Here is a 16,057-nt window from a genome sequence, read left to right as displayed (position 1 = left end):
GATAATTGACGATCAGTAGCTACTGAAAACGCATAGCGTTTTCAGAGATTCCCTCCCCGTAAGGGAGGGGTGGGGAGGGTGTTTCTACTCACAATCCGATCCATCAAAGTCCGGATTAACTGTCATAAAGCGAGCACCAAGACTGTCTCGCCAGGCAGTGAGTTTCTCCCGGAGTTCGTCGATACGGGAAGAAGTGATTCCCGTATCGGCCATCGTTTCACCGGGGTCGTCGTTGAGCTGGAAAAAATAGGTGGAATCCACGTCGGAATACCACTCGATGTACTTGTCGCCCTTGTCAATGATGGCGGCGGCGGGCAGCCCGCGCTGCGGGCTGTAGTGTGGGAAGTGCCAGTAGAGCGCGCGGTCGGTTTCCGGCGCGCCGGTCAGGCTGGGGATCGGTTCGCCGTCTACGGAGCGTTCCTCGGAACCGGCCAGGGCGGTGAAGGTGGAAAAATAGTCGGTATTTACGTTGGGGTAGTCATCGACCATGGGCTCGAAGCGGTCGAGACCAAAGGCGATGAGGGGGACCCGAAGGCCACCTTCGTAAATGTAGCCTTTACCGCCACGCAGCGGACCGCTGTCGGTTGGTGGAGTATGGGCATCGAAGCCCGGTACTTCTTTGACGGTCAGTGCGCCGTGGTCGGAGGTGAACAGGATGATAGTATTTTCCATCATTCCCCGTGCGGAGAGGGTATCAACGATTCGGCCGACCTGCTGGTCGATCCGCTCCACCATCGCTGCGTAGTGGGGGCGGGGCAGGGCGTCGGGATCATCGCCAATAATGGCTTCGTATTTGGCCACCAGGTCGGGTGGGCCGGCAATGGGAACATGGGGAGAGTAAAAGTTGACGTCCATGAAGAAGGGCTCGCCGTTGGTCGGTAGCGCGTTGACGGCCAGGGTGGCGATGGCATCGGTAAGAAAGTCATCGTCGCCGGCAATGGTATCTAGTTCAGGGTAGGGATTGCCGTTGAAGAAAGGGCGGAAAAAACTGCGGGGAAGGCCCTGCCCACCGGCGGCGTAGCTCTTGTCATAGCCGTGGTTTTTGGGGCCGTAGCCCTGGCCACCAAGATGCCATTTACCCACGAAGATGGTTTCGTAATCCTGGTCCTGGAGTGCTTCCCCGATGGTGCGGTAGGCGTAGGCTAAACGGCCGGCGTTCTTCGGGGCGATGAGCGGTTGGCAGTCGCGCGGACGGGGGGTGCCCCGCAGGTGCTCGGTCATCCCGATGCGGACGGGGTGCAGCCCGGTCTGGATGGCGGCCCGACTAGGCGAGCAGATTGGGGCAGCGCAGTAAGCGCGGGTGAAACGGATGCCTCCTGCGGCCAGCGCATCGATGCGCGGGGTCTCAATAATTTCGTTTCCGTAGCACCCCAGGTCGTAAAGGCCCAGGTCATCGGCTACGATGAGGATAATGTTAGGGGTATTGGCCAGGGCCTTGTCGGACCTAGTACTTTTCTCCGAACAGGTGAAACCGGCGGTGAGTAAAACCAGGAATAAGCAGGAAAAGAGCTGTTTCATAAAATCATTTTGTGAATTAGTGGCTGGAGCTGAGCACCAGGAGCTAGGGAAACATGGTGGCGGTCACGCAGGTGCAAAGAGTGTTGTCTGAGCAAGCTGAATCCGGTTCGGAAACACAGCATAAAAACTTATTTTTTGCACCTGCGTCCGCGCCGGAAGAACAATGAAATACCCATTAGTGAACTGCTCTTCGTGACGTAAGGTATTCCGCCGTCTACGATTTTCGGACAGGATAGCGCAGGATGCGAGAATGCGAATGTTGCAAGACATTTAGGGGCTTCCACCAGCCAGAAGAATAAGTCTTCTTTCAGGAGATGGAGGCGCTTAAGTCATTAAAAATCAATCGTTCATGCCTCAATCAATTCGTTATTTCCTGGGAGGACTATTTCTACTGCTCGGATGTTCCGCCGCCGTAATGGCCCAACGGACGATCACCGGGTCCGTAACGGATTCTCAGCGCGAAGAACTGATCGGCGTCAGTATATACGTCGCCGGTAATACCGGCGTTGGAACGCTATCTGATCTCGACGGTAGTTACTCGCTCGTAGTTCCCGATAACGCCAAACAACTGGTGTTCTCTTACCTGGGCTTCAAGAAGCAATTCGTCGACATCAACAAGCGAGATAAAATCAACGTGACCTTGGAGTCGGACGCCGAATTACTGGAGGAGGTCGTCGTCGTTGCCTTTGGTGAGGCTAAGAAGTCCGACGTGATCGGCGCAAGCGATCAAATCTCCTCCCGCCAGTTGGAGAACCTCTCGGTTCCCAGCTTCGACCAGGCGCTGGCCGGTCAGGTGGCCGGCCTGCAGGTGCGTACGGGAAGTGGCCGGCCAGATGCCGGTGCGGAACTTCTCGTTCGGGGCATCGGTACAACCGGAAATAACGCCCCGCTGATCGTTGTCGACGGTGTTCCCTACGGCACCTATAATAACTCCGAGCAGGATAACTTTCTCTCCCTTTTTAACCCAAATGATATTGAGTCAATCAACGTAATTCGTGACGCATCCGGTAAAGCACTATACGGTGCGCGGGCAGGAAACGGCCTTATTTTAATCACCACGAAAAAGGGGCGTGCCGGTAAACCGACCATCACGGTCAACTCTTATTCCGGCCTTTCCGTCATCCCTGATTTCGAAAAGCCAGACATTCTTAATGCCACCGAACTCGCTACGTTTCTGCGGGAGCGCATCGAAGATGACGCGTTAAACCGCGGTGTCGACCCGGTTATTCCGGATAATCTGGCGGACCCCTCCATTTACGGAGAGGGCACCAACTGGTTTGATTTAGTGACCCGCGACGGGGTGACGAACAATTACGACATCAGTGTACGCGGCGGTAACGAAAAGACAACCTATAACGTCTCCGTCGGTCACTTCCGGACCCAGGGTGTTGTGACCAATACCGGACTCAAACGCTATAACTTTCGTGCCAACCTCGACAGTGAGCTCAACGACTGGCTGAAATTCGGTATCACCATCGCGCCGTCCCAGACGGTAAATAATTCCGGCAGCACGGACCCCGGGCAGGGGCAGTTCTCCGCCTTCCACGTACTACAGGTAGCTCGCTGGGCTGACCCCACCGGCGTCGCCTATGACGAGAACGGTGACCTCACCACGACTACCCAAGGCGAATTGCTACCCTTCTTTCAGGCCAATCCGCTCTATCGTTTGCTCAATGAGAAAAACAGTAGTGTTAACCGTCAGGTAAACTCACAAATGCGGCTCACCGTCAAATTACCCTTCAACCTGCAGCTGAAGCAGACGGTGGCGGCTAACCTGATTTTCAATCGTGGCAACAGCTTTACGCCCGGTTCCGTCGTGGGCGGCGGTCTTACGCCCGCCAACACCAACCCGCCCAGCAACTCTGGTGTAAGTACCCGTCGGCGGGAAGAGTTCCGACTCCTCTCGGAGACCACCCTGAACTTCAATAAGAAAGTGGGTAAGCACAGCATCGACCTGCTCACCGGCTACACCGCAGAATACTATGAACTGCAGCGTTTTCAGATCGGCAATAACTTTATCATCAACGAGGACTTCCAGTTGTTCAATAGCAACAACGTTTTTCAGTTTAACCCCGAAGACCTCAATAACCCCACTCTCGATACGCCCTTACCCCGGTTTTACATCAACGGCAATGAAGAACGCAGGGAACGTACGCTGATCGGAATCATCGGGCGACTGACTTACGACTTCGATAAAAAATACTACGTCACCGCTTCCGTAAGGCGCGATGCTTCGAGCCGCTTCAGCGCAGCGCGACGTAACGCAATTTTCCCCGCCCTGGGCTTGGCCTGGCGTGCGAGCAACGAGCCTTGGTTCCCCAAGTCGAACATTCTTAGTAACCTGCGCTTCGAACTTTCCGTTGGTGAAACGGGCAGCCAGCAGGTAGACGAGTCTTTCTACCAGGGGGCAGTCAGCCGCAATGATTACACCTTCGGCGGTCTTAATGCCGTCGGTTTCCAGGTAAACCGCCTGCCAAATAATAACCTGCAGTGGGAAACCATCAAGCAAACGGATATCGGGATCGACCTCGGCTTTTTCAAGGACCGGCTCAACGTGAAGACCGTTTTCTACCGTGCCCGTAATACCGATCTGCTCTTCGGTAATCCGTTGCCGGACATCACTGGGTTCGACTCTCAGATCAGTAACCTCGGTGAGATCAAGAACGAAGGTATCGAAGTAAGTATCGATGCGAAGCCGATCGTAAAATCTGACTTTGTGTGGAGGTTGTCCGCCAATGTTTCGACTAACCGTAACGAAATCGTTCAAATTGGTACGGAGAACGTACCGATCTTCCAGACGCCGGCAGGTAATGGCGCACGGATAAGCCGGACTTTCGTCGGCGGACCTGTAGGCCAGTACTATGGCTTGCAACTGCTTGGTTTGTATACGCCTGAGATGATCGATGACCCTAATGTGCCAAAATATCCCGGCGCGGTGGTCGGAGCACCCTTTTACCTGGATGGCGACGGAGATGGTAACCTGGAGGTCGCCGAGGATTACGTGTTTCTCGGAAATCCCCTACCCGACCTTAACTACGGATTCTCCTCTTTTGTCACCTGGAAAAACTGGGGGTTACGCATCAACGCCAACGGGGAAGTCGGCGGCTTGATCTTCGACCTTCGGCGTGAGATTGAACTGAATACTGACGGGGTTTTCAACGTGCGGCGGGAAGTTCTGAACCGTTACCGGCCGGGGTCGGATGACTTCAGCCTCCGGGCACCAACTACCGTTACGGCTTCTCCGAGCCAACGCTACCGGACGCCGACCAGTGCGGGTGTCGTGGACGGCACCTTCCTGAAGATAAGCAACATCAAACTGGAATATAGCTTCGCCGACCTTGTATCGAAGAAGGAGTTTCTAAATGGATTGATGGTATACGGTAGTGTCCAGAATGCGTTGGTGTTCAGCAAATTCAGGGGCAATCCGGAGGTGAAGCGTGCGGGGAACCCTTTTGAACGTAACGTCGCTTACTCCTCCTATCCGATTACCCGGACGTTCACGCTAGGCTTCGCCATGCAGCTCTGATGTCCTTTGCCCCTCGGGCTTGTCATTACTTAGGGCGTCCCCGGAAACTTCCATTATTCAATCCAAAAAAAATCGGCGACTATGCCAAAACGCATTATATACAGTCTGATCGTAGTGAGTTGCCTGTGCTTTGGCACCGGCTGCAACGAGGATGAATTCCTTACCTACGAACCAGAAGGCAGCTATACAGTCAATAACTTTTTCCAAACGGAACTGCAGGTGGAAGGCGCCGTGAACGGCGCCTACGGGAACCTGCGGGAGCTCTATAACAATGCCCTGTGGCGAACGGTGGAAATGCGGTCGGACAACACTACCTTCATTCCTAATCCCGCTGACCGGGGTAGCCTGGCGGTGGAAGAGATCGACTACTTCGTACTGACGGCAAGTTCCGGAATTCACGGTAATATCTGGGGGCCAGGGTATCGGGGGGTGTCCGAAGCTAATTACATCATCAATCTGATCGACCGGGTGCCTTATGACGATGAAGCCGACCGATTGGCTAAGAAGGCGGAAGCTTCCTTCTTGCGGGCATTCTATTATTATGTTCTTACCCAGACTTTTGGCGATGTGGTTAAGGTGACCACCATCATCGAAAGCGAGGAAGACGCAACGGAACTATTGCGCAAAGATCGCTCTCCCCGGGCAGAGGCCGTGACCGAAATCATGATCCCTGACCTGGAGTTTGCCATTGCAAACCTGCCGGAAGAATGGAGAGGGGTAAACCAGGGAAGAGCCACGAAGGCCGCCGCCCAAATGCTGTTGGCTAAAGTGTACTTTACTGATCGGAACTATGCTGCTGCTCTGCCGTTGTTGGAAAGTATCCAGGCTTCCGGCCTGTATAGCATTGTTGAGGATTACCGCGGCGTTTTCGGACCGGGGAACCGGGACAGCGAGGAAGTGATCTTTGCAAATCAATTCAGCGTGGCCGCAGGCCAGGGCGCGGGTTTTTTCATTAACTGGCTACCGTATCAATCCGCCCAGGCCATTACCCAGGGTATATTCGTACAACCCAGTTCGGCGGGGAAGAACATTCCGACCCAGGACCTGATCAACGCTTACGAAAATGGTGACCGCCGTAAGGCTGCAAGTATTGGTTCTTATGATGAGGACCCTGCAGACCCTGACAATGCTTTGATCCCTTACTCCCGCAAGTTTGTTCACGTCCCCGTGACCCAGGGCGGCAGCGACCTCAATTTTCCGGTTTTCCGCTACGCGGACGTTTTACTGATGAAAGCAGAGGCACTACTGGCAACCCAGGGTGGCCTGCCGAACGAAGTATTTGAGATCATTAACCTGCTGCGGGTGCGGGCAGGTCTTCAACTATATTTTCCTGGTAATCCGAACCCCGCGCTGGACATTTCCACAGAGGAAGATCTGCGCGCGGCCCTACGTCGTGAGCGCAGAGTGGAACTCGCCTTTGAGAATCATCGTTGGTGGGATCTGATGCGGTACGGCAATCTTCAGGAAGTGATGACCGCGCACGGCGCCGAACAACGCATGTTGCAGGATTACCTCGACCCCTTCCCAGAAGCCTACGCTAATATCCGCACCCTTTTCGCCATCCCCTTTAGTGAGGTGGAGCGGTACGGCTACCGCCAAAACGAGGGATGGTAGTACGGCGCGTTTGCTCCGCAAGTCTTTTTTCAGCACCTGCGGCCGCGCCCAAAAAAATTCTTTCTACATCCATATTTTTCACGCTCTGAATTCAACATTTACCCTTTAATAACTTGAGATCATGCGAATAATACATACCCTAACGACTTGCCTGCTGCTTTTGGCCGGGTGGAGTCTGCAAGCACAAATATCCGATGGATTTGATTATCCAACCTCAGCCAGCCTGGCCGGAAACGGCGTTTCCGGTAATGGTTGGGCCAGCGGCTGGGAAGCCGTTACTGACATGGATACCTCGCGTATAGTTGACGGAGGTATTCTTAACGAAGCCTTATTGGCCCGAACCACAAATAACCGGGCCGTAGTCACTTCCACCACCGAGCAAAATCGCTATCAGCGCCTGCTGGCAACACCTTTTACTGATGCCTCTGGTGAATTCTGGTTTAGTGTACAGATGGCCATCGATGGTGACCCAACGGGTAACGTCGGTACCATCTCCTTCATTGATACGACGGATAATACCGAAGCGGTTACCTTCGGTAAGCGTTTTGGTAACCGCAATCTCTTTGCGACGGGCGCCGGCTCGGGGCCTACGAATACCGGCCTGTTATTTCAGGAAACTGCCGCACGTTGGGTGGTAGGCCATATGGTCTTCGATGCCGGGGCTGGTGACTGGAAGCTGGATATGTGGGTTGATCCAGCTACCGGGGCTACGCCTTTGGAAGCTGACGCGCAAATAATGAACAAGGCGTACCCTGACCGACCCTACCATGCCGTACGAATCAAAGCGGAAGGTGCTGCCGGGATAGACCTCAGCGTAGATGACATCTACCTCGGAGCGAGTTTCGCCGAAGTAGTGCCCGCCGACCTGGTCACGGTTGGTGCTACCCCCGACGGTGCCGTAGAAAAGTTTAATTACGAGATTGCCGATAGCCTGAAGGATGTCACTTCGGCAGGAACCGGATTTGATGGCGACTGGACCGTCGTTGGCGGTCTTTCTCCCATCATTGCCGCCGGTGGTATTGAGAGCACTACGCTGCTTCGCCGGACCAGCGGAAACCGGATGGCTGTGACGAACAACACGCGGACCGTCCGCCGCTTGGCAGGTGACTACGGTGATGTCGGCCGTACCTTTTGGGTGAGTTACTGGTTCCAGACGGAGAATGCCGGAGCCAATGTCTCTCACTTTGTGTTAGCCGATGCTGACGCCCTGGGAGCCTCTGGTGGAGGTGGACGACTGGCGCAAATCGGTAGTGGTTTCAATAACGCTAATATCGCTATCGTTCAGGGTGGCCCTGCATCCGGGACGGGCGTTTCGTCCGCCGAAGGCCACTGGGTCGTACTGGAGATCGCCACCAATGGTACGGCAGCAAACGATGACATTTACGTATACCTCGATCCGGACCCGGAGACCCAGCCCAGCCGGGACGACGCCAACGCCCGGGGTACGCGTAACCTGGCAGACTGGAATGCCATTGCCCTTCTTCAGGAAGGTGGTGGTGACGTAACGGCTAACTGGGACGACGTCTACGTAGGCAACGCCTACGCCGAAGTGGTTCCCGATGATCTGGAGGATACCTCCGTGTCACAGACGGCCATTGCTTTTGACCAATTCAACTACGCCGGCGGTACCGGACTTTTCGGCCTGGGCGAAATGGAAAACGGCTGGGCGGGAGCCTGGGATACAATTGCCTCCGACAGCTTCCGCGGCAACGTCGTTGTCGGTGGCCTGGCCAATGACAACCTGCTGGTGAAGACCAGCACCAATTCCTTCGAAGGAGTCTCTATCGGAGAAAACAACCGTTTTATCCGCTACTTAGAGGCACCATTAACCCCGGAAAGCAACCCGGAAATTTGGTTCAGTACCCATATGGCCGTCAGCGGTAACGTGGGGAACAATGTCGGTACCATTGTTTTTGCCGACACGACGCAGGATAACTACGAACGCATCATCATCGGAAAGCGCTTTGGTAACCGTAACCTTTTTGCCACCGGCGCAGGGGCGACGAACTCCGGTCAGTTTTTTGAAGGGACCTCCGCCCGCTGGGTGGTCGGCCGTTTGATGGCCTCCGATACGGCCGAGCAGTGGATCATGCACCTCTGGGTCGATCCCGATCCCGCTACGATGCCCGAACTGGCAGACGCCGACATCGCCGATAAAATTTATCCCACGGCCAATTTCAACGCACTTTCCATTAAGATGGAAGGAGCGGCCGGCCTTAACTTCAACGTCGATGATGTTTTCCTGGGGAGTACGTTTATTGACGTTGCACCCCTTGATTTAGAGCCGATCGCGCCAGCTCCTACCGGTGCCATAGAAACAATGGACTATGCTGCTGGTGCCGGCCTCGACGGCCAGAACGGCGGCTCCGGCTGGAACAGTCCCTGGCTGCTGACCGCCGACAATGATGCGGTCATCACCGAAGGTGGTGTAGAAAACTTCGATATCCTAAAGCAAACGAGTGGCAACAAAGTCACCTTTTCCCAAAACGGTAGCGTGGTACGTAAACTTGCCGGTGAATACGGCGATAATGGCCGTTCTTTCTGGGTGGGGTACTGGTTTCAGTCAGCAAACGGCGGACCGAACGTGACCAACCTGGTACTGGCCGACTCTACCAACTATGCTGCCGGTGCCGCCGGTGAACTACTGCAGATTGGCCGTTCCTTCAACGGATCAGTACTGCGAATCATCGGGCAGGGCCAAACCACGGTTCCGGCCGATGAGGGCCATTTTGTCGTTCTGGAACTGGTTACCAATGGTACCGCCGCCAACGACGACGTATACATGTGGGTGGACCCCGCATTAAACGTCACGCCCAGCCGGGACAGCGCCGCCGTCACCGGAAATGCGAACCTGACCAACTGGGATGCCATTGGCCTTAAGGTAGCCGGTAACCCGGGCGTTACTGCGGAGTGGGACGACATCTACGTCGGCCGTCAATTCGCCGACGTAGTCCCTAACGATCTGTTGGATATACTGAACCCGACGGAACCCGTAGCTGCTTACGAGCCTTTTGATTACCCTGCGGGTGAGGACCTGACCGACCAAAACGGCGGTAGTGGTTTCCTTAGCGGTTGGGAACAGGTGCAAGGAAGCGCTACCGTCGCAGCCGGCTCCATCGAAAGTAACCGCGTGGAAGCCGTTGGTAATAAGGCAAGTGTGGTACAAAGCATGAACGCAGTGCGTTATACCCGCCCTTACTTCGCCCGTTTTGCGGAAGACACGCCCGAAAAAACGACGGTGTGGATGACCTTCCTGCTTGACGTGACGGATAACTCTATCGGTAACAGTGGCTCCGTTGGCCTGATGGATGGTGATACATCCGTGCTGGCTATTGGTGCTACCACCGGCCTGGGTAATTTTGCGGTTACCTATAATGGCTTGCCAGCGGTTACCTCAACGACGCAGACAGCTAACGGTACCAATTGGGTGGTGGTACAAATGGACCTCTACGGCAACGGCATCACCGATACCGCCCGAATCTGGGTCAACCCGGAAGCTGACGTACTACCTAATCCGTCTAATGCACTCTTTACCCTCACCGATCTGGAGATCAACAACGGTTTTGATAAGTTGAGTATTCAGGCAGGGGGCGCGCAGACGCTGAGTATGTTTGCTGATGAGGTTTATACTGGATTCTCTTTCCGGGATGTTTCCCCTAATTTCGGTAGTGACGACCCTGACCTGCTGGCCTACGAACCGTTCAATTATGGTGCGGATCAATCCTTGTTTGGCCGGGGAGGCGTTAATGCCTTCTGGGATGGCGAATGGGAAGATGCCGGTTTAATTGGTGAGGTGAACGAACTGACCATTACGGAAGGAAGCATTGAAGGAATGGACCTGGAGACGATCGGCAACAAAGCACAATTCAGCTACCTGGAACCGTCCACTACCATGCGTGCCGACCGTAAGCTGGCTTTCCCGCTACTGAGTGATGGGCGTACTTACTGGATGACCTTCCTAATGAATACCACCGAAGCAGCAGCACTAGATAATGTTTCGAACGTCACTTTCCGTAGTTCCGGAATCGGTGCCAACGGCGGGCAGCGCCTTTCCGTTGGTCGTCAGTTCGGTAACGGCTTACTCGGATTTGTCACTCCTCCGAGTGGCAACTCCCGTAGCTCAGAAGTAATGGATGAAGGCATGCACTGGCTCGTCTTCCGGGTAATTACCGTTGACGGACCTGAACCAGACAGCGTAGCAATGTGGATCGACCCGCCGGTAGATGTGGAGCCCGATACTTCCACGGCTTTTAATTATGGCCTGACGACAGTATTCGAAGGTGCGCCGATTGACATCATGCGTATTCGCGTAGAAGGTTCCGGTGCAAACCAGACGCCCTACGTGACAAACTTCGATGAACTCCGGATTGCCACCGCGTGGCCTTCGGCCCGCCTGACCACCGGCGTTATTGCCCCCGATGAAGATGATGTCTTTCTGCTTAGTGCGTTCCCTAACCCATTCGGCAACGAACTTAATGTGAGCTTCAACGCAACCCAAAGTGGCCGCTATGATCTGCAACTCTTCGATATACAGGGCAAGCAGGTGGCGAACATTTTCAGCGGCGAGGTTCCGGTCGGTGAAAAACAGGTACAGTGGAACAACGATGGCTTGGCCAACGGTTTCTACTTCTTACGAGTGGTCCATGGTAATCGTTCTACGGTACGCAAGCTCATTCTCTATCGGTAAATGAGCATGATTCGCGTGGCAACCGGTCTTGAGTGAGACCAATTTGGTTACAGCGCTAGGTTAATCAACCCGGCTGGTGCATTGTTGCCGGCCGGGTTCTTTTATTCGTAAATTTCCTCTTACATGAAAATATTCAGTTATCTCGGGTTCAGCGTAGCCATTTTGTTGCTCAGTTGCCAGGCGTGTACGACACAGCTGGTGGATAATCTGACCATTGTAAAGGAGGAAGGGAAAGAATATCCGGGCGCGGCCGCAGGTGCAGAGCGGGGATGGATCACCGCTCCCGCCTTTGCGGACAGCTCGGTGGCCAATACCTGGCTGGTCTTCCGTAAAGAGTTTGACCTTAGCAAAGTAGCAGCGGAGCCCATCCCGGCGGAAATTGCCGCCGACACCAAATATTGGCTCTGGGTCAACGACTCTCTGGTGATCAGGGAAGGCGGACTGAAGTGGGGCCCGGTACCAATGGGTTATTACACAGATGTAGAGGACCTTGGACCTTACCTGCACAAGGGCAGCAATAAAATAGAAGTGCTGGTCTGGTATTTCGGGAAAGATGGCTTTTCCCATAAAAGTAGTGGTCAGGCAGGCTTGTCAGTCGCTATTCGTGACTTGAATATTTTTACGGATACTACCTGGAAAGTAGGGATTCACGAAGGATTTGCGGTTGATTCCCCTGCCCCCCGGCCAAATTACCGGTTGCCGGAGTCCAACATAAATTTTATGGCGCAGAAGGCCGGCCCTCTAGACCGGGTGGATCAGCCCCTATACGGTTTTGCAGGGGATTGGTTGGCGGCGATCGTTCGGCCCAACACGAGAAGGGTTTCGGTGCCCCGGCCCATTCCACAGTGGAAGGATTTCGGCCTGCGGTCTTACGAAAATTCACCCACTTTCCCGTTTGTCAGTACGGGCGATACCCTCCGAATGAAACTACCGTATAATGCCCAGGTTACTGCTAATTTAACCATCTCAGCACCTGCGGCCGCGCCCGGTATAGCTGATGGCCAACTCCCCTATATCGACATCCGTACCGACAATTATTTCGGAGGCGGACCACCAAACGTACGAACGATCTACCACCCACGCCCGGGCAGTAAACAGACTTTCGAGAGTCCCGGTTGGTTTAACGGCCACGAAGTGATCTATACCATTCCGGCCGGGATAACGGTGCACGACCTAAAGTACCGGGAAACCGGATTTGCTACGGAATTTACGGGGGCATTTAGCTGCGATGACGATTTCTACAACCGCCTGTGGGAAAAGGCCCGCCGCACGCTTTACGTCACCATGCGTGACAGCTACATGGACTGTCCCGACCGGGAGCGCGCCCAGTGGTGGGGCGATGTAGTGCTCGAAAGTGGAGAAACTTTCTACGCCCTCGACCGTAAGAGCGACCGGCTGACGAAGAAAGCCATCCTGGAACTGATGGAATGGCAACGCCCGGATAGTACGATTTACAGTCCCGTTCCCGCCGGGAACTGGGATCAGGAACTACCGACTCAAATGCTGGCAAGCGTTGGCTACTATGGCATTTGGAATTATTACCTGCATACCGGAGACGAAGCAACGATTAAATGGGTTTATCCGGCCGTGAAGCGGTACCTCCACGTCTGGGAAACTGATGCGGACGGTCTGGTCATTCCCCGGAAGGGAGGCTGGACCTGGGGAGACTGGGGCGACGAGAAGGATATGCCACTGATCTTCAACGGCTGGTACTACCTGGCCCTGAAGGGCTTTGCCAATATGGCGAAATTGACTGGAAACCAAGAGGATGTGGTCTGGGCATCGGACAAAATGGAGCGGTTTAAAGTTGCTTACAACAGGAAATTCTGGACCGGAAAAGCTTACCGTAGCCCGGCAAATATGGGGGCGACGGACGATCGTGGTCAGGCCCTTGCCGTAGTCTCCGGGCTGGCTCCCGCTGAACACTTTCCCGCCATCCGTGAGGTATTCCGGACCCAGGCTTACGCCAGTCCTTACTTCGAGAAATACGTGGAGGAAGCATTGTTTCAAATGGGGTATGCCGATGATGCTCTTGCCCGTATGAAGCGCCGGTTCGGCCCGATGGTGAAAAGCCCCCTGACTACGCTTTGGGAAGGCTGGGATATCGGCTCCGCAAAATGGGGTGGTGGTACGAACAACCATGCCTGGAGTGGGGGAGGGCTGACGTTACTGTCGCAGTATGTCGTTGGTATAGTGCCCCTTACCCCAGGGTATGGATCAGTGCGCATTCGCCCGCAACTGGGTTCGCTTAACCGGGCCTCTGCTTATGTGGACACCCCCCTGGGGCTGCTCAAGGTGGAAGTTCGCCGGCAGGGAAACAAACTTAAGGTCGATTACGACGCACCGGATGGCATGGCGGTTATTGTTGTTGCGGAGTAAGTTCGAGGGTAAAAACAACTTTCGAATAAGACTGACTTATTGGCTCCGCCCGGGGGCGCCGTACCGTTGAAACAGACGGTCTGCCTGACGGAGGACGGGAAGGTTCCTCACCTAACCGGTTCCCGACGTGACCGGAGCGTAGCCGAAGAGCTAGCCGAGGCCTCCTCGTTTAAGTGATAACAATATTTGTTCTGCTACTTAGTAATGTTAAGCTGCCAGGCATTTTATGGTAGCAGTTCAGACAACTCGACAACCGGACAACTTGTCCTTTAAAGCGACCCCCGCTCAATCAGTACAAACTCATTTTCCTCAATTGCCCATACGTTATCGAGCAACATTTTAGCGGCCCGTTCCCCCATAACCATATGGCGGGTAGACATAACGGTAATGCCATCTAAGACCACCTGCTTCAGCGGACTGTCGTTGTAGGCCAGAATTCCGATGTCTTTGCCCGCCCACAACCGGTTGACCTTAGCCTTATGAACTACCGTAACGAGTTGTTCATCCCGGATGATGATGTAAACGGTGCCTCGTTCGAGCGGCTTTTCGTCGAAGCCCTTAAAAATTACTTCGGCGTCAAAATTATTGTCGAGGCAGAATTTATGGAACCCCCGGATGATACCCCGGGACAGATTGGTGTCGAACGGAAAGTATAATTTGATCTTGTGGTAGCGACGCAGGTGCTTACGTGCCTTATGGAGAGCACCATAAATGTCTTCCTCAAAGTTCTGGACTACGGCACGGTATGGTTCTTTCAGGTCCGGTAAAATCCGCTCAAGGAACGTGATTTGTTTTCCTGCCAGATGGCGATCAACGGCCTGTCGGGCTAAAATGCTGGCTTCTCCCCGAAAAGAAGGAATAATGACGAAATCAGTAAACTTGGTAGCATTCTCTTCCAGAATCTGTTCAAAAAGGCGGACATCTTCGTAGTAGACCTGTAGATCAACGGAAGATTGACGGCCAATGGCCTTTACGAAACTGCTGTAGATCGCCTGCTTGTAAGGGCTGAGCTTATTAAATAACAGCAGAATCCGTTTGCTCCCAACCGGTGCCTGGCTGACGGCATAATAGCCTTTGCCCCTGACGGATACGATCATGCCCTTTTTTTTGAGCAGGCGATAAGCTTTTTCAGCAGTATCCCTGGAGATATTGTACAGTCCGCTTAGTTCATTGATGGAGGGTAATTGTTCTTCCTTACGGATGAGCTTCCGTTCAATTCCACGGCTAAAGGCGTTTGCGATTTGCTGATATTTAGGCACAGATGACCCAGGTTGTATGTTGATAGCTAGAGGCATGATCGAGTTAATTATAAAAATATATAAAGCGAAAATCAAAGCATTCCTTCAAGGTAATATTGCTGTGTATTGTACCAAATAGAAGAGTGTAAACGGTAATTTGAGCGATTGGTATTGTACCGTTTGTCAAGTCGTAATAATGGTGTGGTGGGCGTCACGTCAAGTAATTCGGCGAGCTTACCGTCAGCTGTAACCGCCTGGATACGTTGATCCCCGCCAGTTATTTTGAGGTTGTGATGTTTGAGGATCAGATCGAAAAGTGACTGATCGGTAAACTCGTGATCCATGAACCCCGTCAGGTTGTCGTTGGGCAATCGAGTTTCCGCATAAAAAACGGGCTGCTCGTTAACCAGTCTAACGCGAGACAAATAGATGCAGTTCGTGCCTAGCTCCTGTGGATTTAGTGTAAAGGCAGGGGTCTTTGGCCAATCAACAACGACCGGAGGTTCGATGACCCTGGTTTGCAGATTTGATGCCGTTGTCTCAATACCGGGGGTAATGGTATCCAGCGAGCCAATGCCCACGCCAAGACCCAGACCAATTTTTCGACTTTGTACAATACTGCCTTTACCCCTGACTTTCCGGATGAACCCATCCTGCGCCAGCTCCCGTAGGCTTTGCCTGACGGTAGGTCGGGTCAGGCTATGGTTATTACATAGCGTATTCTCCGAAGGCAGCAGATCACCGGGTAAATATTCACCATCCTGAATGCGCTGTTTCAGTACCTGATACAATCGGCGATAATGTGGCAAAGTAGGTGACATAGGTAGAAAAAAAGCTAACTTGTCTAGACAAGTTAGCTTTTTCTTTGATAACTGCAAATTATATGATCTCCCTTAAGAAAATAACATGAGTCATCCCGAATTTTGGCGATGACAAAAAATTAGGCCTTTTGTGTATTTTCGAGGAGTTCTCACACTTCAAGAAAAACTCAAAAGGCCTATGTTTTTAAAGTTACTGCAAGATAAAGCAACTACTCCAATAAAGCGAAAAGCAGGTCCATTTCTCCTTCGTCAAGTAGATCGTTACACCCGTCAG

General features: G+C 53.5%; 7 protein-coding genes. 4 read left to right on the top strand and 3 right to left on the bottom strand.

What is annotated here, in order from left to right:
* Positions 1–84: 84 nt before the first annotated feature.
* Positions 85–1,518 carry a sulfatase gene (locus tag B036_RS0118085; protein WP_020570144.1) on the bottom strand — a complete coding sequence of 478 codons (1,434 nt, stop codon included), beginning with the start codon at positions 1,516–1,518 and terminating at the stop codon, positions 85–87.
* 349 nt (positions 1,519–1,867) lie between these two features.
* Between B036_RS0118085 and B036_RS0118080 the strand changes: the two genes are divergently transcribed.
* The 4 genes from B036_RS0118080 to B036_RS29935 all read left to right on the top strand — a co-directional run bounded on the left by B036_RS0118080 (position 1,868) and on the right by B036_RS29935 (position 13,724).
* Complete coding sequence (locus tag B036_RS0118080; RefSeq protein ID WP_026232096.1) at positions 1,868–5,044, top strand: SusC/RagA family TonB-linked outer membrane protein; 3,177 nt, start codon at positions 1,868–1,870, stop codon at positions 5,042–5,044.
* An 81-nt stretch (positions 5,045–5,125) separates the two neighbouring features.
* Entirely contained in the window at positions 5,126–6,658 is a 1,533-nt protein-coding gene (locus B036_RS0118075; RefSeq protein WP_020570142.1) for a RagB/SusD family nutrient uptake outer membrane protein, read from the top strand.
* 121 nt (positions 6,659–6,779) lie between these two features.
* Positions 6,780–11,345, top strand: coding sequence for a T9SS type A sorting domain-containing protein (locus B036_RS0118070; protein WP_020570141.1), 4,566 nt, complete (start codon positions 6,780–6,782; stop codon positions 11,343–11,345).
* A gap of 123 nt (positions 11,346–11,468) precedes the next feature.
* On the top strand, positions 11,469–13,724 hold the full coding sequence (locus B036_RS29935; RefSeq protein WP_020570140.1) for an alpha-L-rhamnosidase-related protein: 2,256 nt from the start codon (positions 11,469–11,471) through the stop codon (positions 13,722–13,724).
* A 269-nt stretch (positions 13,725–13,993) separates the two neighbouring features.
* Here B036_RS29935 and B036_RS0118060 read toward each other — a convergent pair whose 3' ends face one another.
* Both B036_RS0118060 and B036_RS0118055 read right to left on the bottom strand, forming a co-directional pair.
* Positions 13,994–15,019, bottom strand: a complete 1,026-nt coding sequence (locus B036_RS0118060) for a GntR family transcriptional regulator (RefSeq protein ID WP_044103091.1) — start codon at positions 15,017–15,019, stop codon at positions 13,994–13,996.
* Positions 15,020–15,054: 35 nt separating this feature from the next.
* Positions 15,055–15,783 (bottom strand): GntR family transcriptional regulator, encoded by a 729-nt coding sequence (locus tag B036_RS0118055; protein WP_026232094.1) that lies wholly within the window; start codon positions 15,781–15,783, stop codon positions 15,055–15,057.
* Positions 15,784–16,057 lie beyond the last annotated feature (274 nt).

The organism is Neolewinella persica DSM 23188 (assembly GCF_000373105.1).
Lineage (GTDB): Bacteria > Bacteroidota > Bacteroidia > Chitinophagales > Saprospiraceae > Neolewinella > Neolewinella persica.
The sequence above is the reverse complement of the archived record's forward strand: the minus strand, read 5'-3'. Positions and strand labels throughout refer to the sequence as shown.